A 21,365-nucleotide genomic window follows, 5' to 3' on the forward strand; every position below is an offset into this window, starting at 1 on the left:
CGCCTCACGGAGTTTACCGGGTGAGAATGGCTGGTATTATGTCGCGCAGCGCGATCCCTCGGAAATATTCACGGCACTGCTGAGCATGGTGCACACCTTCAGGATGGAAGTGTTCTTCTTTCTTTCGGGCATGTTCTCCGCGCTGATTATTTTGCGCAAAGGGCAGAAATTCTTTACGGATAATCGCCGTAAGCGCGTCCTGATTCCGCTGATATCAGCCTATCTGTTTATTCCGCCGCTGATGTATTTTATCGCGGGACAGATGAATAACACCCCGCTGAGTCTCGAAGGCTGGCTAAACAGCTATACCATGATGCACCACCTGTGGTTCCTCGTGTCGCTGTCGGTGATGTCGCTGCTGGTACCCGGCGCGTTCTATCAGTGGAGCGCCCGTCAGCTGGGCAAAATGTCGTTGCCAATGCTGATCGCCACGCTGGTGGTTCTCGGTAACGCCTGCTTCGTGCTGAAGTTTCTGGTGAAAGGCCGCGGTGAATTTGTCGAGCTCATCCCGGTGACCGCACGCTTCCTCGTCTACTACACCGCCGGTTTTGCGTTATACGTCAACCGCGAGAAAATTGCCCGGTACGCCAACAGTAAACTGATGAATGGCTGGCTGGTGGCCGCGCTGGTGCTGGCGGTGTGGGCCGCCTGCTATGTCGTCGCGCACAACCACATCACCGGGGTGATGAAATATGTGCCGGTGATGCTGGGCAGCGTGCTGTCGGTGATGCTGTCCTACTGGCTGGTGTTTAGCTTCGAACGCATCAACGTGAAAGAGAGTCGCATTCTGACGGCGATTGTGGATTCCGCGCTGATTATCTATTTGCTGCACTATCCGGTGGTGATCATTTTCTCATGGCTGCTGGATGTCTGGTTACCGGATAACCTGTCAGTCCTGTATGTCCTGATCGATTTTGCCCTCGGCATTGCGCTGAGCGCGGTGTGTTACGCCATCGTCAAACGTTCACGCTTCGCCTCCTTCATGTTTGGCCTCAAGCCGAAAGATAAAAAAGTGGCGGTGCCGGTCGAAGCGCGACTGTAATTGTCATCATGCCCGGCAGCCACTGGCGTGCCGGGTATTATTTCCCGCCATCTGATTTTTGCCATTTTCTGCATTTTTAGTTCCAGATAATTATCTCAGGCCGTTAGCGCAATTCCTAAAGCTTATCGCCGTCATCACAATTCCTTAAGTCAAACTGGACGTTTTAACCTGATCGCAGTAATACTCATTTCAACGGATTTCCAGCCGTAAGCTATTACGACAATACATTTCGCTTCGCTATTTCCCCGCACTGCGCATTCGCTGTGCGGCATTTGTCTTTTCTCTGGTGAGGACAATAGTGTGTTTAAATTAAATCCCTTGTTACTAAGCCTGCTTGCTGCGCAGGGCTTAATGCTGTCTGCCACACCGGTATCGGCGGTGGTATTAAAATCTTTCACTCCCGAACGCAACGACAATAAAGTCGGCGCTTATTGCTTATGTAATGGTTCAACCCAGACGCTGAGCGGCGTGCCGCGCTTTACCGCTGGAGAAAGTGGCATGAGCAGCGTCACGCTGGGTGAACTACAAAAGGTTGGGCGTATTATTAATGACAATTTAATCGGCGAGCCCCGCCTGCAACTCGGCGCACAAAATTACGCTATTGGTATTCCGGGTGAAGAAACAGGCAGTTATCGTGTCTATCAGGTTTATAACAGTGCGGAAATGATTGCGCCGGCGGAAATTAATGGCGCTACGGTAGTGCCAGATTATTATGATGTGAACGATAAGCAATATATTGATGCGCGCGTGGCGACAGTCACTAATGGCCGGTTAAATATCAATATTGGTCAGCAAGGCGCAGCCGCTAACGCCAGCACCAATCGCTGGTCAATGGCTGCCAAACAGAGTCAGTTATTTGCCAGCAGTAATAACGGCCAGATTAACTGGGACAGCAATAACCGCATCCGCTTTACCGCCGCCACGCCGCCGTACGGTGGCGATCGGCTGGCATTTGATGCCGGAGGCGTGGTGACCTACGCCGGTCTGTTTGATGTCACGCTTAAGGATGGCAGCAGCAACGCGTACTACGTCAGTAATCTCAATGAATTGCGTAACTATAACGACTGGCTGATTGACCAGATTAGCGGCGGCAACCTGAGCCCGGAAAGTTATAACGCCGCGCTGAACCAGGCGTTCAGCCTGCGCGACGGTCGTGTGGTTTACCGCATGAGCACCGGCAATTACGATGATGAAGTGGCTGCCGCACTCGGCGATCAGGTGGTGCTGAGCGCCGATGGCGCGAAAGCCAGTGTGAAAATCAATCGCGGCAAAACGCTGGAAGTGGCCAACAGCGCCAGCGCCGTGATGCGCGCCAGCAACGGTGCAACGGCGATTATCGCCGGAAAACTGGCGACCAGTAACGCGCTCTCATCCGAAGCGGGCGCGCTGGAGCTGATCAGCGGCGCGCGCGGTATCAATAATGGTGTCATCAACAGCGGTTTTTTCAACGCCGCCAATGGACGCGGCGTGGCGGAGGATTCTCTCGGCTATGCGGGCACAGCGGTGTCGGCGATTTATGACAGCGAGTTCCGCAACAATGGCGTGCTCAATGTGCATATCGGTGATGCGCCGTGGGGCACCGCCGGCTTATTTCTCGGCAGCAGCAGCGCGGTCAACCACGGTAATATTAACATCGGCATTCACGATGTGGCGAACGGCTCCTCAGCAACGGCGGTGAGTTTCAGCGGTGAGGGTAGCTTCGTCAACGCGCGCGATGGCACGATTTATCTCGGCCGCACACCGCAAAATCATAAGGGTGACGTCACGCAGGATGTCGCGGTTAGCCTCGACGGTGGCATCAGCGCCATTTCCGGCCTGCTCGACTCGCGTGCCATCAATGATGGCCGTATTGTTATCGGCTCAAAAGTCGAGAACGCCGTTGGCATGCGCATCGAGGCCGGGCCCAACGCGGTGTCACTGAATAACGGCGTTATCGATGTCAACGGTATGGCGCAGGCGCTACCGCGCGAAAATATCGCCATGCTGGTGATGGATTCCGGCAGCGGCGGCCAGGTGGGCAACCGCGGTACCCTCAATCTGAATGGTTATAACAGCACCGGCCTGAAAGTGATCGCCACGGCGGGCAATCAGGCGCACGCCTTCTCCAGCGGGGCGATCAACGTGGCGGGTGACGCCGACCGCTTTGGCGGCACCAACAATACGGCGGTGTGGGTAACTGGCGAACCGGGCGGTCACGCCAGTGCCGATATCACCGGCCCAATCCGGCTCAGCGGCAAAGCGGGCATCGGGATTCGTGCTGAAGGCCAGGCAACAGTCAACGTTAGCGCCCGCGCGATTCCCACCTCCAGCGGCAGCGACAGCATGCTGGATAGCGGACAGATCAGTTTCTACCGTATCGGCCCGGATGCGCGCATTAATCTGCCGGCCAACGGCCGCTACAGCGCCTCCGTGTGGAACGGCACGATTTTTCGCGTCGAGCAGGGAGCAGATTTTGACGGGCGCGGCCTGACTTTGTCGATGAAAAGCCCGTTTGCGACCGGTGTGTACGGCAGCGGTGCCGGCACCGACATTAATACCCACGGCGCGACGCTGAACATCGCCAGCTTTGCCAGCGGGCTGACTATCACTGATGGCGCCCGCGCCACCATTGATGCCGCAACGCGTATTCACCTCAACGGGTCTGATGCCCGCGTCGCCATCGCTGACGGTAATCGCTATACGCTGCAGGGTAACGTTGTTAACCCTAATACGCAGTTCGATCCGAACACTTTACTGATCAATCAGGCAGCGATAGACGGCCGCGCCAATAACCAGCAGCCGTTTACCGTGATGAATCATGCGCGGCTGGTGAATCGCGGCGCGATCTCCCTGCGGGGGGAAGGCGTAACGGGTATCTATGCGCAGTATGGCGCCACGGTCGACAACCGCGGCGATATCAACATTTTACGTAACGGCCGGGCGCTGTTCGCCGATGGCTATCCGGGCGCCGGCGACGGCAAAACCCTGACGGAGATTAACAATAGCGGCACGCTTAATCTCTACAGCGGTCAGAGCACCCAGCAAACCACCACCTTCGGTGCGGTCTCGTATCACCAGCTGGGGCGGATTAACCAGAACGGTACGATTAATCTGTACGGCGATAACGTGGTCGGCGCGAAAGCCTTTGCCGGCGGTCGTATTACGCTGGGCGCGAACAGCCGTGTGGTGTTCCACGATGCACAGCAGATCGGCTATCAGGCTTTTGATCCCGGCTCACGCCTGATCGTCAACGGCAGCCCGGTTGATGTCAGCAGTCGTAATTCGACGTTGTATGAAATCCGCAACGGCGCGTGGCTGTACAATCAGGGCTTTGGCAACGTCACGCTGAGCGGCAGGGACAGCACCGGCATCGTGGTCAGCGGGACGGATGCGCTGGTATCCAGCACCGATGTTTATCAGGTCACCGGTAAGGGTGCCACCGTGTTGCGCGCCAGCGATCGCGCGCAGGGGATCATTACCAGCCTAATCGCGCTGAACGGCAAAAACACCCTCGGCGCGCAGGCGACAGGCGATGGCACCGAGGTCTACGCCGCCTCGCTCATCACCGGCACCGGGCGCAACGCCACGGCGTTTGATGTCAGCGGCGACGCGCGCCTGTTTAATCAGCAGCAGGGCGTAGTGGATTTGCGTGGCCGCAACAGTACCGGGGCCCGGGTGCACGATGGCGGTAACTTTATCAACCGCGGCACGATTAGCGTCGCCAGCGGCACCGGCGTGGATGTCAGCAGCGGTTATGGCCAGTATGTACCGGTCGACAGTACCTTACGTGTGAATGACGGCACCGCCGCGCTGCGCGTGGGCTCCGGCGGCGCGATGAAAATTTACGGCGACGGGCAGGGGGCCAGCACGCTGGCGGCTTACGGCAAAGCCGATGGTTTGCTGCTCGACAGCGGTGCGCAGCGCTTTGAAGCCAACGACATCATCATCGGCGCTTACGGCAGCGGCACTGCGCTGAACAATCGCGCCGGCATCAGTGATATTTCGCTGAGTAATGTGCGCTTCGAGGCCAATGGTGGCACCGGCATTCGCTCTGCCACCTCATTCGATCCGGCGGGTAGCGCGCAGATTCACGTCGGCGCAGGCGGTACCGGCTATCGCTTTGAAAACGCAGATGGATCGACCACTGGCAACGATTTGGTGATTGGGCGCGACTACCGCATTGAAGTCAACGGCAGCGGCACCGGCGTGCGTGCCAACACCCATGGACGGGTGATCGCTCAGGGCCTGATTGATATCCGCGATGCCGATGGCGGTTCGGCGATTGTCACCCGCAGCGCCAGCCAGGTGATCAACCAGGGCACCATCCGTTCACAAAGCCGCGTCGCACCGCTTATTGATCTGCGCGGCGGCGAGACGGTGTTTATCAACCAGGGCACGCTGGTTGCGCTGTACGCCGATCAGGTGGTAGTGGCGGGCGGCGCGACCCGTGATGTGGTGGCACTGCTGGCGGGCAAAGTCACGGGCGAAGTGAACACCGGCAACGGCAGCGATACGCTGCTGGTTACGGGCGGCACGCTGGATGGCGGCCTGAGTATGGGTGACGGCAGCGCGAATCAGGCGACGGTGCAGGCTATCAGCCTGAACCAGACCCGTCATATCACCAGCGGCGGCGCGGATAGCACGCTGAACCTCAGCCAGCTCACTGCGCGCGGCGGTTCGTTCCGGCAGGACGACCTTACCAAAGGCACCAACCTCGGCGCGGGCTGGAGCACGCTGAACTTCATCGATACGCAGTGGACGCTGAGCGACAACATTAAACTGGCGCACAGCACCATTAATATCGATGCCGGGTCCACGCTGTTCGCCGGCGATGGCGTCAACGCGCGGCTGCAGGGGGCCAGCAATGATTCGCTGGTGGTGAACAATGCAGGCACGCTCGACCTGACCAACGGTGGCAATGTGGCGGCAAATACCCTGACCATCGAAGGTAGTCTGGCCTCCGCGCAGGGCCGCCTGAAACTCAATTCGACAGCCACCCACAGCGACGTGCTGCGTGTTAACGGTAACGCCAGCGGCACCACCTGGGTGGATGACCGCCTGCAGGGCGGCGGGCTGCTGGACAGCAATCGCGACAATGTCATCGCGGCCAGCGAAGGCGTCTCACTGGTGCAGGTGACCGGCAGCGCCAGCGCCGACAGCTTCAGGCTGAGCAATGGCTATGTGGCAGCCGGGCCGTGGCAGTATGGTCTGTACAGCTTTGCACCGGGCAGTAGCGCAGGCGGCAACGTATGGGACTATCGTCTGGCAAACAACTTCATCTGCAGCGATGGCTCACTGTGCCAGCCGCAGGCGGGCAGTGCGGTTAAGGCGGTGCGTCCGGCGGTCACGCCGCAGGTGCCGTCCTGGATCTCCGCACCGGTTGGGCTGGCGTACTACTCGCTGGCAGTCACTGACGATCTGCATAAGCGTCTCGGCGAACTGCGCCAGCAGCCGGCGGACAGCGCAGAGATGTTTATCCGCTACCTCGGTTCGGATTTGCAGTATCGAAGCAATCGCGGGCTGGACGCCTGGGGTTATGATTTCGACCTCAACTACAGCGCCGTACAGCTGGGTGGCAATTTGCTGCGCGCCGATGGCGCTGAAGATAGCGTACGTGGCGGCGTCGCCTATACGCGCGGCAACACGCGCATTCGCCCGCATGCCGCTGACGGGTACAGCTCCACCAGCTTTGATAGCGATACGTTGTCACTTTATGGCACCTGGCTGAGCAGCAGTGGCTGGTATGTGGATGGTTCGCTGAGCTGGAGCGGCTACCGTGGCGAAACCGACATTGCGCGGCAGAAAGCGGTCGCTAAACCCAAAGGGCACGGCTGGACGGCGTCAGTCGAGTCTGGCTATCCGCTGATGCTGGCCGGTGATGTGCGCCTGGAACCGCAGGCACAGGTTAGCTGGCTGCGTATGAACATGGACAGTTTTACCGATGCTGACGGCGCGCGCGTCTCTTTTAACGATTACGATCAAACCATAGGCCGGCTCGGCGCACGCGTGGCGCGCAGCTGGCAGGACAGCAGTCAGAACCAGTACACGCCGTATCTGCGCGCTGACTACTATCGCGGCTGGGGCGGTACGGCGCAGGTCAGGGTCGGCACCAGCGACAGCGACCTGAGCCAGAGCTTCAGCAGCGGCAAATTTGGCCAGATGTGGGACGTCGGCCTCGGCGGCACGGCGACCCTTATCAACAACGTGGCGCTTTATGCCGAGGCGGATTACCGCAAAGAGATTTCCGGCAACGGCGTCAAAGGCTGGCGCTACAATGCCGGGGTGCGCTGGTCGTTTTGAACGTAAATGACCACCTTAAACCTGCAATTACAGGCGGCGCTGTGATGCGGCGTCGAACAGCATCGCACGTTCGCTGTCCAGCGCGACCGGTAAAATATCACCGGCGCGCGCGCCGGAACGCTGGGTGGTAAACAGCATCACCGGGTGACCAAACAGCGAACCGTGAATCAGTTCGGACAGGCCGGTCGGCTCCACCAGCGACACCTCAAGGGGCAGCGCATGCTGCTCACCCGGCTGCGCCAGGCTGATGTTTTCCGGACGGATGCCGTAAATGACGTCACGGCCAGCGGCCTGTGCCGCCCAGTGCGTATTCAATGGCAGCTGAGCGCTGTCGCTGATACGCACGCCGCTGGGGGTCACCACGCCGTTGATGAAATTCATCGAAGGTGAACCGATAAAACTGGCGACAAACTTATTGGCCGGTGTGTCGTACAGCTCCAGCGGTGTGCCCACCTGTTGAATAACGCCGTGGTTAAGCACCACGATGCGGTCAGCCAGCGTCATTGCCTCGACCTGATCGTGGGTAACATAAACGATGGTGTTGTTCATTTGCTGATGCAGTCTTTTGATCTCCACGCGCATCTGGCCGCGCAGTTGCGCATCGAGGTTGGAAAGCGGCTCATCAAACAAAAACACCTGCGGCTGACGCACAATGGCGCGGCCCATCGCCACGCGCTGCCGTTGTCCACCCGACAGCTCTTTTGGCCGGCGATCAAGCAGGTGCGTCAGGCTGAGAATCTCCGCCGCTCGCCGGACTTTCTCCTCAATCTCAGCACGCGGTCGTTTCTGAATTTCAAGGCTGAAGCCCATGTTGCGCGCGACCGTCAGATGCGGATAGAGCGCATAGCTCTGGAACACCATCGAAATATCGCGGTCTTTCGGCGCCACCTCGTTCATCAGCTGACTGCCGATATGGATATTACCGCCCGTTGCCAACTCCAGGCCGGCAATGGTGCGCAGCAGGGTGGATTTACCGCAGCCGGACGGGCCGACCAGCACCACGAACTCACCATCTTTAATGGTCAGATTGATGTCGCGCAGAACCTCAACGTTGCCATAGCGCTTTTCAATTTGCGCCAGCGTAATTTCAGCCATTATTTACCCCTTAACCGCACCGGCGGTGAGTCCCTGAACCAGGTAGCGTTGAATGAAAGCGAAGAACAGACAGGCTGGAATTAACGCCAGCACGGCGGCAGCCATCATTTCGCCCCACGAAACGGCGAATTTGGAGACGAAACTGAGCAGCCCGACCGGAAAGGTCATGACTTCGTTTTTGTTGATCAGCATCAGTGAGAACAGCAACTCACTCCATGCGGCGGTGAAAACGAAGCCGAGCGTCGCCGCCATGCCGGGCAGCGTCAGCGGCATCAGCACGCGGTACAGCGCCTGAAAGCGGGTGCAGCCTTCCAGCATGGCGGACTCTTCGAGATCTTTCGGGATGGCATCAAAAAATGACTGCATCAGGAAGGTGGCGAACGGGACATTGAAGGCGCTGTAAATCAGAATCAGCCCCAGCAGACTATTCGTCAGTCCCAGCGGGGCCATAACCCGGTAAATCGGCGCAATGATCATCACCATCGGAAACATCTGGGTAAACAGCAGCAGGGCCGCCATCACCATCTTGCCGCGAAACTGAAAGCGGGAAAAGGCATAGCCGGCAGCCGCAGCAATCAAAGTGGTCAGCGCGGCAGTGCTGCAGGAGACAATGAGACTGTTAATAAAAAACGTGGGGAAATCACTGTCGGTCAATACCTTCGCAAAGTGGCTCAGGGTGAAACCGCCAGGTAACAGCGTCACGCCCTGACTGAACAGTAACCTGTCCGGCGTGACGGCAATTTTAATGATCCAGTACAACGGAAACAGCGCAAACAGCAAATAGGCGGCGATGCTGAGACGATGACCGATCAACGGTAACAGACGCATGCGGACTCCTTACTTAAGTAACTGATGGCGGATGCGCAGCAGTACCAGCGCATAACAGGTCATCAGCAGTAACAGACACACCGCCATCGCCGAGGCATAACCAAAATCCAGTTTGCGATAAGCGGTGGTGAAGATGTAACTGGAAAGAATCGAGGTTGAACCGGCCGGACCGCCGTCGGTCATCACCACGATCAAATCGGCAAAATTAGCGATCCAGATGGTACGCAGCATCACGGTAATGGCGATCATCGGGGCGAGAAACGGCAGGGTGACACGGCGAAACTGCTGCCAGCCGCTGGCACCGTCAATGGCTGCTGCTTCATACAAATCTTTGGGAATCGACTGCAGTGCCGCCAGTAAGGTGATGGCAAAAAACGGGATGCCAAACCAGACGTTAGCAATCACCGGCCCCCACATCGCCAGTTGCGGATCGGAAAGAATATTGTAGGGTTCACCGAGAATGCCCACGTCGCTGAGCCACTGCGGCAGCGGACCCACAACCGGGTTGAGCAGCCAGGACCAGGTCAGGCCGGAAAGAAACGCCGGCACCGCCCACGGTAAAAACACCAGCGCCTGCACCCAGCGGCGAAAGCGAAACTCGCGGTTAAGCAGCAGCGCCAGCGCGAGGCCGAAAAAGAACTGCAGCAGCAGTGAACTCAGCGTCCAGTTAAGGGTATGGCCGAGCGCGCGAAAGAAGCGGCGATCGTCGAGCATCTGCGCAAAGTTCGCCCAGCCAACCCAGCCGCTCTCCAGCGGATTGAGCAGGTTCATGCTCTGAAAAGCGTAAGAAATGCCGATCGCCATCGGCACGAAGATGAACAGGGCGATCAGCAACAGGCCCGGTGACAGATACCACCATGGCTCCGCAAGCCGGGTCCAGCGCCAGCGGCGGCGCGCCGGGCTGGCAGGAAGAGAGATTTCAGGCGTCATTTCAGGGCTCCGGTTTACGCGGGATTACTGGCTGGCGAGCCAGGCTTTTTGCTCTTTACTCAGATAGCTGGCCCAGTCCTGCACCATATCTTTGGTGTCGTTTTCGCCCAGTAACGTCTCCTGGCTGCTCTCTTTCACGATCACCGAATTGAAATAGCCCCAGCCTTTGAGATGGGTCGGCATGGTGAGCGGCACATAATTTGGATCGTTCAGCTCCTTAAACCAGCCGGCAAACTGCGGCGTCTGATAGAACGGGTCCTGTTCCGCACCTTTATAGATGGGTAGCGTGCCGACAAACTTCGCCCACGCCAGGTTGTTGGTTTTATTACTGAGGAAGGTAATCAGCGGCCAGGCGACATCGTTTTGTTTACCCTGTTTGAACATCGCCCAGCCGGTATAGCCGATGGTCGGGAAAGCTTTACCGGACGGTCCGACCGGCATGGGCGCCACAGCAAAATCCTCAGCCGCCATGCTATTTTTAATCGCGATCAGCGCGTCCGGATCCTGATCGAGCATGGCGCATTTGCCGGAATAAAAGCCCGAGACAATCTCGTTAAAGCCCCAGTTCACGCTGTCTTTAGGTGCGCCACCTTGCTGATACAAATCGACCAGCAGTTGTGCCCCCTTTATCGCCCCCGGCTGGGTTAAAGTACTGTTGCCGTCTTTATCAAAGAAGGCAGGCGAACCGTTCATCGCCGCCATAAACATCATCCACGCATTGGTTCCCCCCACGCCGCCGCGCATGCAGTAGCCGCTGATACCGTTACCTGACTGACTAATACGCTTCGCGTCGCTGGCAAACTCTTCCATGGTTTTCGGCGGCTCACTCAGTCCTGCCTGCTTAAACAGCTTCTTATTCCAGAACAGCGCCCGCAGGTAAAAACCGTACGGCACCATGGTGGCTTTGCCGTTCGCGGCCCGCGCCATTGCCAGCGTTTTGTCAGTCAGCTGGGCGCTTTCAGGCCAGCTTTTCAGGCGGGGTTCAAGATCCTCCAGCATATTGTTGCTGGCGTATAAGCCTTGCCAGGTATCGGGCATCTCCACCACATCCGGTACCTGTCCGCTCTGTAACATGGTGCCCAGTTTTTCAAATGCCTGACCCCACGGCAGCGAAATCAGCTCAATCTCGGTACCAGGATGCTGCGTCTTGTATTCGTCGAGCATTTTTTGCAGAAGCGCGGTACGTGGCGGGCTGGTAATAACTTCCACCACGGTGAGTTTGGCGGCGAGGCTGCAAAAGGCGCTGCCTAAACCCACGGCGAGTACCAGGGCTTTCAGGGCGAAACGTGTTGTCATGGCTGGTTCTCCGGAGCGTGATTAACGGTGAGTGGCGGCAGCAAGTGCCTGATTCAGATCGGTCCAAAGATCGTCGGTCTCTTCGAGGCCAACAGAGATACGGATCAGGCGCGGCAAGACACCAAAATCCTGGGCTGAATTAAATTCACTGGCCTGATTAATGACCGAAATCGCCGGCATCACCAGGCTCTCGAAACCTCCCCAGCTAACGCCCATGTGGAACAGTTGCAGGGCGTTGCAGAATTGCGGTATGTCGACCTGTTCGGTCACGGCAAAGGAAAACAGCCCGCTGTAACCGCGCAGCGTGGACCATTCAGGAGGATTGAGCCCGGGATGGTAAACCGCGCTGACCTGCGGATGGTCACGCAGCTTTTCCGCCAGCTGCAGGGCGCTTTGCTGATGTTGCTTCATGCGCAGCGGCAGCGTGCGCAGGCCACGCATCAGCAAAGACGCTTCGTTCGCAGACAGTTTGCCGCCAAGGAACGGACTAATGTGACGGGCAATGTTGTTGATGTGCTGGTGGCTGGCAATCACCAGGCCGGCCACTACATCGCTGTGGCCGCTGATGTACTTCGAGGCGGAGTGCACCACGATGTCGATACCACACAGCAGCGGCTGCTGGAAAATGGGCGAAGCCCAGCTGTTATCAATCAACGTGACGACGCCCGCATCGCGCGCCAGCGTGGCCAACTGCCGCAGGTTCTGTTCACTCATCACCCAGCTGGAGGGACTTTCCAGATAGAGCAGGCTGGCACCGGGCAGCGCGGCGGCCATCGCCGCTTCATCGTCGCCATCAACAAACTGCGTCGTGATACCGAAACGCTGACAAAAGCCGCGCAAAAAGCGGTAAGTATCGGGATAGACATGATTAACGCAGACCACTTTCGCACCTGGCTGAACCACACTCAAAATCGCGTTGCTGATGGCGGCCATGCCGCTGGCAAAGGCGAGGCAGGCGTCACCGCCTTCCAGCGCGGCAACTTTATCCTGTAGCGCTTTGACCGTCGGATTATCAACGCGGGAATAGAGCGGCTGGTCGCTCTCACCGCGAAAGCGGGCGATCATGCTGTCGTAATCGCTGAAGGTAAACAGCGAGGACTGATAAATCGGTGGCGTTACGGCGCCCTGTTCGTGGCGCTGGTCGTGGGTCAGCAGTGTTTGTTGCGCAATAGGTTTAGCGTTTGGCATGGATCACGTCCTTCATGTCGCGTTCGGTGATATCAAGAATCTGATGGCAAAGGGCGCGCGCGGCCTGGCTGTCGCGGGCGCGGATGGCGTTAAACAGTTCACGGTGCAGGGGAAACGAGTCTGAAAACAGCGCCTGCTCCGGCGGGGATTCGAAAAAGGCGTGCAGCGTGTCGTAGACGCCGTTAAGCATCTGCAACAGCAGCGGATTGCCGGCGGCGCGGTAGATGCTGGTGTGGAAAGCCCAATCCTCCGGCCCGGCGGAACCGATAGCCAGGTGCACACGCTCCATCTCTTCCAGCCGCCGTTCGATTTCCAGCAGGTCGTCGGCGCTGGCGCGCTGCGCGGCCAGCACGCAGGATTCGGACTCAATGATGCGGCGCACTTCCAGCGCATGAAGCATGTTGGCGGAGTCGTTTTTAAAGCGCAGAGAGAGAAAGCTGTCATGCAGACCGACTTCCGCCTGCAGAAAAGTGCCGCTGCCTTTTTTGCGCACAATGATGCCGAGAGCTTCCCAGCGCTTGAGCGCCTCGCGCACCGTATTACGGCTGACGCCCAGTTTCTCCGCCAGCTCGCGCTCCGGCGGCAGGCGACTGCCCGGCTGCGCGCCGGCATGCGCCATGTAGCGCGTGAGCGCATCAAGAATCAGCGTATCGCTGCGCGTGGGAATGATGGGATGGAGTTCAGCCGGGTCATGCATCGCTTTGCCTTAATTGGTCCAACATCTCTACCAAAGGCTTAGCAACCCGCATGCCAGAATCATGAAGCTTTGATTCAGCAAGAGATTTGATGCCGTAATAAGCGCAGATTATGAGATTTGCTGGTGCAAAAACCGCCAGAGTGCACCGTGGTGTGGCGGTGCGGTGGTCGTTTTTTGATTAACCGGGGTATGAATTCAGCAGATGCAGTGGCACAGCGGCAACGCTCAGCCAGCAAAACCGTTAGCGATGACGTTAAGGTAAAAGAAGAGCGTTGTGACCGGTTAAATGGGCAGCAATTATTGCATGCCCATCTCTTAAAACCGCGATCAGCGGCTAAACGGCATTGATCAGGCCGCCGTCGACGCGGATCACGCTGCCGGTAATGTAGCTGGCAGGCTCACTGGCGAGAAAAGCGGCGGTGGCACCATATTCGTGTGGCGCGCCGTAGCGGCCCATCGGTATGCTGCGCCGGCTTTGGGCTGCGACGGTACTGTTTTCGCGCTGCGCCTTCAGCGCATCAAGCTGACTGACGCGCTCAGTATCAATGCGTCCCGGCACCAGGACGTTAACCGTTACACCATCCGCGGCTACCTCGTTTGCCAGCGTTTTCGACCAGCCCAGCAGGCTCATGCGCAGCGCATTGGACAGCGCCAGATTGGGGATAGGCGTGACCACGCCGGACGAGGTGGACGTGATAATGCGTCCCCAGCCGCGCTGGCGCATGGCCGGCAGCACCTTGTCGCTCAGTTGAATCAGCGCGTCCACCATCACCGCAAACTGCTGTCGCCAGAGTTCGCTGGCGGTGCCCGCGGCTTTCGCGGGTGGCGGCCCACCTGAATTATTCACCAGAATATCCACCGCGCCCCAGCGCTGGCGAATCGCCTCCAGCACACTGTCAAAGGTGTCGGGTGCCGCCAGATCGAGCTGGAACGCCTGCGCCTCACCACCGTCAGCGGTAATGCGCTCCACTGTTGCCTGCAACTTACTGCTGTTGCGCCCGGTGACCGCCACGCGCACGCCCTCCTGCGCCAGTGCCAGCGCTATCGCCTGACCCAGACCGCTGCCTGCACCACATACCAGCGCCACGCGCCCTTGTATTTGCAAATCCATCACTGCCTCCTGATTGTATTTTCAGGATCGTAATGTGCAAAAACAGTGCCGGTTATGCGCCCGATTTACGCATCTGTACCTGATCGAAGGCAAATTGCAGATGCGTTTTCATCAATTCGGCCGCCTGCTGCGGTCGGTTTTCACGCAGCGCGTCGATAATGGCCACGTGCTCTTCGCACCACTCTTTCACCCGCCGTTTGTTTTGGTAGCTGCCAAATTCCAGCAGGCGGCGCAGGCGGTTTTGCTGTTGAATCGCCTGCAGCACAAACAGATTGCCGCTGGCTTCGGCCAGCGATTCATGAAAAGCGGCATCCGTCTCGAAAATATCGCGCGCCGGTACCTGCGTGAGGTCCGGATGGGTAATCAATCGCAGATGCTGTGCCCGCAGGCGCTTCAGCATCGCACGGTCCGCGCGTAATTGCGGGCTGAGCAGGGCGGCTGGCTCAATCATCAGACGAAATCCATAACTGTTGCGCAGCGCGACTTCCGAGTTAAGCGTTTGCTGAAAACGCCAGCCATGTCCCGCATTGCGCGCGATTAACCCGTCTTCCGACAGCTTGACCAGCGTGCGTGTCAGAATGCCGCGATCAACGTCATAGCGCTGGCTGATTTCCGTCTGGGTGAACGATTCGGGCAGGGCACCGGCAATACGATCGCGTACCAGTAACTCGTACAACGTCTGGTCGCTGCTCTGCGGGGGTTCAATGTCCAGCTGCTGTAACTCGTCTGCCCCTTTTAGCAGAAAAAAACCCTGATTGGGCCGCGCTTCCACTGCGCCGAGTCGGGTCAGTTCTTTAAGTCCTGCCCGCACCGGCGTGCGGGAAACGCCCAGCGCGTCTGCCAGAGGTTGTTCACGTAAGTGCTGACCTGGATCGAATCTTGCTTCATAGATCAGGTCAAGTAGCTGGCGTGCAATACGACGGCTGCTGGCGGAGGAGTCAGGCTGCATAGAACGGGATTTCCTGAAATGTATTATTGTCGACTAAAGGTACAATAACATGTTGAGGTAAATGCTGCGATATAAAGCAATGCATGCACGATAAGCGTGCAGAGTGCACCAGGAGAAGACGTTTTTTTATCACCATGATTGTATTTTATGAATCATAAAAACCAATTTAAACGTTTACCAGGAGACACAGATGATCAGCAATTCATTTCGCTCTACCGGTCGGTTGCTGGCGCTTGCCACGCTGGCCCTGATGCCCATCATCAGCCAGGCGGCAAGCGATCGCGTTGCCCCAGGCAAACTGACCTACGGCACCGCAGCCACCTTTATGCCGTTCGAGTTTGTGAAAGACGGCAAGCTCACCGGTTTTGATATCGAGTTGATAACCGCGCTGAGTAAGACGCTCAATCTGCAACCCGCAGCCATGCCAATGGAATTCAAAGGGCTGATCCCGGCACTGCAGGGCAAACGTCTCGACATCATTAATTCAGCGATGTACGTCAATCCGGCGCGTGCGGCGCAGGTGGATTTTGTTCCTTACCTCAAAATCGGCAGTCGCGTTGTGGTGCGTAAAGGCAATCCGGGCGGCATCACCGGGCGCGATCTGTCGTTGTGCGGCAAAAACGTGGCGGTCACGCTTGGCGGTATCGAAGAGAGCCAGGCGCGCGTGGATAACCAGAACTGCCTCGCCGCCAAAAAAGCCGCGATCAACGTTATGACGTTCCCGGCGGCAACGGACTCGGCAGTGGCTGTTGCGCAGGGTCGCGCCGATGCGGAATTCCTTTCAACGCCGGGTACCGTTGCGTTGTTTAGCGAGAAGCCCGGCGTGTTTGAAGCGGCAGGCGCTGAATTTGAAGCCGATACCCACATCGCTTTTGCAGTCCGTAAAGGCGACAGCGCCACCAAAGCGCAACTGGAACAGGGACTGCAAAACCTGGTGAAAGACGGCACTTACAAGCAACTGATTGAGAAATGGAACTTCCCGGACTCCGTTGCCATTTTTTAATCCGCTGACCGGAGAAAGCTATGTCGATCGATTTAATGTGGCAGTACTTCCTCTCCCGCGAATTTCTGCAGGGCGCGTGGATGACGCTGCTGATTACTCTGTGCTCGCTGTTGTGCGGCGTAGTGCTGGGACTGGTGCTGGCGCTGCTACAGGAAACGCCATTTCGTGCCGCGAAAGGGCTGGCGTTTTTTTATCTCTGGCTGTTTCGCGGTACGCCGGTGCTGTTCCAGATCATCTTTGTCTACAACGTGTTGCCTGGTTTCGGTCTGCGCTTCTCCGCGTTTACCTGTGCCGTGCTGGCGCTGTCGCTTAATGAGGGCGCCTACATGGCGGAGATATTACGTTCCGGCTTACAGGCGGTAAAAAGCGGCCAGCGCACCGCCGGTATGGCGCTGGGAATGACCCAGGCCCAGATCATGCGCAAGATTGTCTTGCCGCAGGCCGCGCGCATCGTGCTGCCACCCATGGGCAATCAGATGATCAGCATGCTGAAGTCCAGCGCACTGGTGTCCGTGATTGCGGTGCAGGAGTTGTTGCTGGTGGCGAACCAGACCGCCAGCGCCAGCTTCCGCTATTTCGAGGCGCTTTGCGCGGCGGGCCTCTATTACCTGCTGCTGACCTCGCTGTTCATGCTGTTTCAGTCGTGGCTGGAGCGCACGCTCGACCCGAAACAGCGGCGTGGAAAATGGCAAAAGGCCCGGGCGCGCCACCGTCGGTTAACCAAAGCGGCGGATACCGCAGGAGATCTGTCATGAACGAGACAAAACCACCGCTGCTGGAGTTGATTGGCATCGACAAGAGCTTTGGCCGTCAGCCGGTATTGAAGAACTGTTCGCTTAGCGTTCAGCGTGGGGAAACGGTGGTGCTGATTGGGCCTTCCGGTTCCGGCAAATCTACGCTGCTGCGCTGCGTCAATCTGTTGTCACCCGCCGATAGCGGCGATGTGTTCTTCACCCGCCAGAATATCAGCCGGGGAGAAGTGCCGCCGCACCAGTTGCGCCAGCGTATTGGCATGGTGTTTCAGAACTACGAGCTGTTTTCCCATCTGACGGCGGCGGAAAACATCATGCTGGCACCGATGACGGTACTCGGCGTCAACCGCATCACGGCACGCAAACAGGCAGAAGCGCTGCTGGCGAAGGTGCGTATTCACGATCGGGCCGATCATTTCCCCGACGAATTGTCTGGCGGTCAGCAGCAGCGCGTGGCCATTGCCCGGGCGCTGGCGATGAAGCCGGAACTGATGCTGTACGACGAACCCACGTCAGCGCTCGATCCGGAGATGATCCGCGAAGTGCTTGATGTGATGGCGGAACTGAGCGCCGAAGGCATGACCAGCATGGTCGTCACCCATGAAATGGGGTTCGCGCGCCGTGCCGCCAGTCAGATTCTGTTCATGGAAGAGGGCGAAATCCTGGAGCGCGCCAGCGCCAGCGATTTCTTCAACCGCCAGGTTAGCGAACGTGCCCAGCGTTTTCTCGATCAAATCCTACATTAACAGCGGAGCCATAATGACTATTCACACGGTCGACAGCGTGCGCATGAAGCGCGACCTCGCCACGCTGGTTGCCATCAATACAGAAAATCCACCCGGTCAGGAGCGCGAGGCGGCAGAGTGCGTGGCAGGCTGGCTGCGCGAGGCCGGTTTTGACCTGTCGTTCAGTGAATATGCGGCAGGGCGCACCAACGTCATCGCGGTTCTGCACAACGGTGCCGGACCCTGCTTCGCCTTTAATACCCATCTGGATACAGTGCCTGCCGGCAGCGGCTGGCGTAGCGATCCCTTTACCCTTACCGAGCGCGAGGGACGCCTGTACGGTCGTGGTGCCTGCGATGCCAAAGGACCGCTGGTGGCGATGGTTGAAGCGCTGCGCCTGCTGGCTGCCAGTCGCCACCGCTGGTCCGGTACGCTGATGGGGGTGTTCACCGCCGATGAAGAGGTCGCCAGTGAAGGCGCGAAGTTTTATGTCCGGCAGGCACCGCCGGTTATCGATTTTGCGGTGATCGGCGAACCCACCGGCAACGCCACGTTTTCTGCCCATAAAGGCAGCCTGCGACCGCGCGTCAGGGTGAAGGGCGTAACGGCGCACTCGGGCACGCCTGAGCTGGGGATAAACGCCATCTATCAGTCCGCCAGATTACTGGGCCTGATTGAGCAGTCGCATCAGCAGCAGGTGCACTGTCGCTGCCACGCGCTGGTGGGCAATGCCAGCCTGACGGTGACGCGCATCCACGGCGGGCACGCTGATAACGTGGTGCCGGACAGCTGCGAGCTGCTCCTTGACCGCCGCATGGTGCCTGGTGAGGACGAGCAGGCGGTGAAGGCCGAACTGCAGCAGTTGCTTGACCACGCGAAAGCCACTGCCGGCGTGGAGGCGGAAATTATCGCCTGGCAGGCCACCACGGGCGGGGCCACCGAGACCGACAGTAACGAAGCGATTGTGCAGCACAGCCTCGCCGCCTGTCGCCACCACGGGCAGGCGGAACCGGGACCGTTTGGTTTTCAGGGGGGATGCGATTTAGTGCATTTTCGCTCACTCGGGGCGAAAGGCGTGGTGATCGGTCCCGGCAGCCTGGCGGTAGCTCACAAGCCAGATGAGTTCGTGCCTGTTGAAGAATTTATTGCTGCCGCAGCCATCTACCTCGACGTGGCACTGGCGATGCTGCCGCAGGAGTCCGCAACGTGAAAGCAACGCTTTGGCGCGGTCAGCTGCGCTATGACGCAGTCACGCTGCACACCGCGTCCTCGGGCGTAATCAGCGCGCTGGATACGCTGTGGCTGCGGCTGGACGATGGCACGCGCTGCGGCACTGGCGAGGTGCGGCTCAACATTCAGTACCTGCACGGCTATAGCGCCGATCGGGTGCTGGAAAACATCACCAGCGCCCTGGCCGGCTGGAACTGGGCACTGGCGCCGCAGGCGATGCTGGAACGTGTGCATGCGGATGGGGCGGGACTGCTGGCGCCGGCGCGCATGCTGTTCGACATGGCGCTGCATGATTTACTGGCGCAGCAGGCCGGCGTGAGCCTTGCGCACTGGCTCGGTGCCGCTGCGGCCAGCCCCGGCTACCCCACTAACCAGACGCTGTTCTGGGGCAGTGAAGCGCAAATGCTGACGCAGGCAGAACAGTACGTTGCACGAGGCTTTACCCAGCTCAAACTGCGTACCGGCGTGGCGGATGTGGCGACCGATCTGGCGCGGTTGCACGCCCTGCGCGCCCGCTTTGGTGAGGCCATCACGCTGGCGATTGATGTCAACGGTCAGTGGTCACTGGCGCAGGCGCACGCCGCTTTTCCGGCGCTGCAGGCGCTGAATCTCAGCTATGTCGAACAGCCGCTGGCACCGGCTAACGATGCCGCACTGGCGCAACTGAGCGGTTATGGCGTGCCGATCATGCTGGATGAGAGCCTGAATAGCCCGGCAGCCATCGATCAACTGATGGCGGCGAACGGCGCGCTGTGGGGCCATCTCAAGCTGGTCAAGCTGGGCGGCGTTGCGCCGACGCTCGCGGCGGCACGGCGCCTGCAGGCGGCCAGCATCCCTTTCATGATAGGTCAGATGAACGAAGGCCATGCGGCAACAACGGCGGCGCTGCAGGTGTGTCGCGCCATGCAGCCGCGTTTCGCAGAGCTGTACGGTGCCGATGGCCTGATAAACGATGCGGTGAGCGGCCTGCATTATCAGCAGGGCACTGTCTTCATCAATGATTTACCCGGCCTGGGCGTGCAATTTGATGCCGCGCGCGCCACTTTTCTCCAGGAGTCTGGTTATGCAACAGCTGAATAATGTTATCCAGGGAAGTGAATCCGCCTTTAGCGCACAGGAGTACGCACAACGCATCCAGCGCACCCGCGAACGTCTCAATGCGGCCGGCGTTGATGTGATGATTGTGACCGGACCAGAAAATATCTTCTGGTTAACCGGTCAGCAAACACCGGGCTATTACACCTTTCAGGCGCTGGTGCTGCCAACAGAAGGGGATCCGGTGTTTGTTATCCGCCAGCTCGAATACTTTAACTTTATCGCCAACACCTTTATCTCAGATGCCGCCATCTATCAGGATGGCGATAACCCGGTTGATTTTCTCGTTGCCCTGCTGCAGCAGCGCGGCTGGCTTAGTAAGCGTGTCGGGCTGGACAAACGCGGCTGGTTTTTGCCGATAGCCGTGTATGAGGCGTTACAAAGTCGCATCGGCAGCCTCGCCGATACCGCCGGGGTGATTGAGCCGCTGCGCGCAGTGAAGTCGCCGGCGGAAGTGGAAAAGATCGCCCAGGCGGCGCGCTATGTTGACGCCGGCATGCAGGCCGGTATGGCCGCAGTGCGTGCCGGGGCGGATGAAAATGCGCTGGTCGCGGCCATGATGGGAGCCGCCATCGCGGCCGGATCCGAATATGTCGGGATGGAGCCGCTGGTTTCCAGTGGCCCACGCAGCGGTGTGCCTCACGGAACCTGGCGTCGTCGCGTGTTGCAGGATAATGAGCCGGTGTTTCTGGAGATGGCTGCCGCGCACGATCGCTATCACGCCGCGCTGATGCGCTCGGCATGGCTGGGGCGGCCCCCTGCTATTGCGCTGGAAATGGAGAAAGTGTGTCAGGAGGCGCTCCAGGCGGCACTGGATGCCATTCGGCCGGGCGCAACCTGTGCCGCACCGCACATAGCCTGCCAGCAGGTGATCGATCGCGCGGGCTTCACCGATAACTTTAAAAAACGCACTGGCTACTCCATTGGTGTCTCGTTCGCGCCGGACTGGGGCGAGGGCGGCATTCTCAGCCTCTACAGTGGCGTCAACACCGAACTGCAGCCAGGCATGACCTTCCATATCCCCCCGGCGCTGCGCATCTACGGCGAGTTTACGGTTGGCGTTAGCGAAACCGTGGTGGTGACGGAAACCGGCTATCGCCAGCTCGGTTCGCTGGCTCGCCCATTAACCTGCTTATAAGGAAACC

The 21,365-nt window shown here is 58.7% G+C and carries 16 protein-coding genes; 8 read left to right on the top strand and 8 right to left on the bottom strand.

The features are described from left to right. Together QMM04_RS05225 and QMM04_RS05230 are read left to right on the top strand one after the other, a co-directional pair. On the top strand, positions 1-1,042 hold a 1,042-nt coding region (locus QMM04_RS05225; RefSeq protein WP_282995770.1), incomplete at its 5' end, for an acyltransferase family protein. Between the two features lie 300 nt (positions 1,043-1,342). Next, a complete protein-coding gene (locus QMM04_RS05230) occupies positions 1,343-7,321 on the top strand; it encodes an autotransporter outer membrane beta-barrel domain-containing protein (protein ID WP_282995771.1) in 5,979 nt (1,992 codons plus the stop codon). 27 nt (positions 7,322-7,348) lie between these two features. On the opposite strand, the gene ugpC is transcribed toward QMM04_RS05230, so the two are convergent. From ugpC to QMM04_RS05270, 8 genes are all read right to left on the bottom strand, one after another. Continuing rightward, positions 7,349-8,416, bottom strand: a complete 1,068-nt coding sequence (ugpC, locus tag QMM04_RS05235; RefSeq protein WP_059011246.1) for a sn-glycerol-3-phosphate ABC transporter ATP-binding protein UgpC — start codon at positions 8,414-8,416, stop codon at positions 7,349-7,351. Positions 8,417-8,419: 3 nt separating this feature from the next. Further along, on the bottom strand, positions 8,420-9,244 hold the full coding sequence (locus tag QMM04_RS05240) for a carbohydrate ABC transporter permease (protein WP_282995772.1): 825 nt from the start codon (positions 9,242-9,244) through the stop codon (positions 8,420-8,422). A 9-nt stretch (positions 9,245-9,253) separates the two neighbouring features. Next, entirely contained in the window at positions 9,254-10,174 is a 921-nt protein-coding gene (locus QMM04_RS05245) for a sugar ABC transporter permease (RefSeq protein ID WP_282995773.1), read from the bottom strand. A gap of 24 nt (positions 10,175-10,198) precedes the next feature. Continuing rightward, the gene (locus QMM04_RS05250; RefSeq protein WP_088517297.1) at positions 10,199-11,470 is read right to left on the bottom strand and encodes a sugar ABC transporter substrate-binding protein; all 1,272 of its coding nucleotides are present in this window, start codon (positions 11,468-11,470) and stop codon (positions 10,199-10,201) included. Positions 11,471-11,491: 21 nt separating this feature from the next. Continuing rightward, positions 11,492-12,658 carry a PLP-dependent transferase gene (locus QMM04_RS05255; protein ID WP_282995774.1) on the bottom strand — a complete coding sequence of 389 codons (1,167 nt, stop codon included), beginning with the start codon at positions 12,656-12,658 and terminating at the stop codon, positions 11,492-11,494. Next, positions 12,645-13,355: a FadR/GntR family transcriptional regulator gene (locus tag QMM04_RS05260; protein WP_021509083.1), complete on the bottom strand. Its 711-nt coding sequence runs from the start codon at positions 13,353-13,355 to the stop codon at positions 12,645-12,647. The genes QMM04_RS05255 and QMM04_RS05260 overlap by 14 nt, the downstream gene beginning before the upstream one ends. Before the next feature lie 334 nt (positions 13,356-13,689). Then, positions 13,690-14,466, bottom strand: a complete 777-nt coding sequence (locus QMM04_RS05265) for an SDR family oxidoreductase (protein WP_282995775.1) — start codon at positions 14,464-14,466, stop codon at positions 13,690-13,692. A 52-nt stretch (positions 14,467-14,518) separates the two neighbouring features. After that, a complete protein-coding gene (locus tag QMM04_RS05270) occupies positions 14,519-15,415 on the bottom strand; it encodes a GntR family transcriptional regulator (RefSeq protein WP_282995776.1) in 897 nt (298 codons plus the stop codon). Between the two features lie 190 nt (positions 15,416-15,605). Between QMM04_RS05270 and QMM04_RS05275 the strand changes: the two genes are divergently transcribed. Genes QMM04_RS05275 through QMM04_RS05300 form a run of 6 tightly spaced genes read left to right on the top strand, consistent with a single transcriptional unit; the run spans position 15,606 to position 21,358 of the window. Beyond that, the gene (locus tag QMM04_RS05275) at positions 15,606-16,418 is read left to right on the top strand and encodes an ABC transporter substrate-binding protein (protein ID WP_282995777.1); all 813 of its coding nucleotides are present in this window, start codon (positions 15,606-15,608) and stop codon (positions 16,416-16,418) included. A 20-nt stretch (positions 16,419-16,438) separates the two neighbouring features. Further along, a complete protein-coding gene (locus QMM04_RS05280; protein ID WP_282995778.1) occupies positions 16,439-17,173 on the top strand; it encodes an amino acid ABC transporter permease in 735 nt (244 codons plus the stop codon). After that, complete coding sequence (locus QMM04_RS05285; protein ID WP_058775910.1) at positions 17,170-17,916, top strand: amino acid ABC transporter ATP-binding protein; 747 nt, start codon at positions 17,170-17,172, stop codon at positions 17,914-17,916. Before QMM04_RS05280 ends, QMM04_RS05285 begins: the two co-directional genes overlap by 4 nt. Before the next feature lie 13 nt (positions 17,917-17,929). Next, the gene (locus QMM04_RS05290; protein ID WP_282995779.1) at positions 17,930-19,105 is read left to right on the top strand and encodes a M20 family metallopeptidase; all 1,176 of its coding nucleotides are present in this window, start codon (positions 17,930-17,932) and stop codon (positions 19,103-19,105) included. Beyond that, on the top strand, positions 19,102-20,205 hold the full coding sequence (locus QMM04_RS05295) for a mandelate racemase/muconate lactonizing enzyme family protein (RefSeq protein ID WP_282995780.1): 1,104 nt from the start codon (positions 19,102-19,104) through the stop codon (positions 20,203-20,205). The genes QMM04_RS05290 and QMM04_RS05295 overlap by 4 nt, the downstream gene beginning before the upstream one ends. Continuing rightward, positions 20,189-21,358 carry a Xaa-Pro peptidase family protein gene (locus QMM04_RS05300; RefSeq protein WP_150360304.1) on the top strand — a complete coding sequence of 390 codons (1,170 nt, stop codon included), beginning with the start codon at positions 20,189-20,191 and terminating at the stop codon, positions 21,356-21,358. The genes QMM04_RS05295 and QMM04_RS05300 overlap by 17 nt, the downstream gene beginning before the upstream one ends. Positions 21,359-21,365 lie beyond the last annotated feature (7 nt).

This window comes from Pantoea sp. Pa-EAmG, assembly GCF_030024295.1.
Taxonomy (GTDB): Bacteria; Pseudomonadota; Gammaproteobacteria; order Enterobacterales; family Enterobacteriaceae; genus Pantoea; species Pantoea dispersa.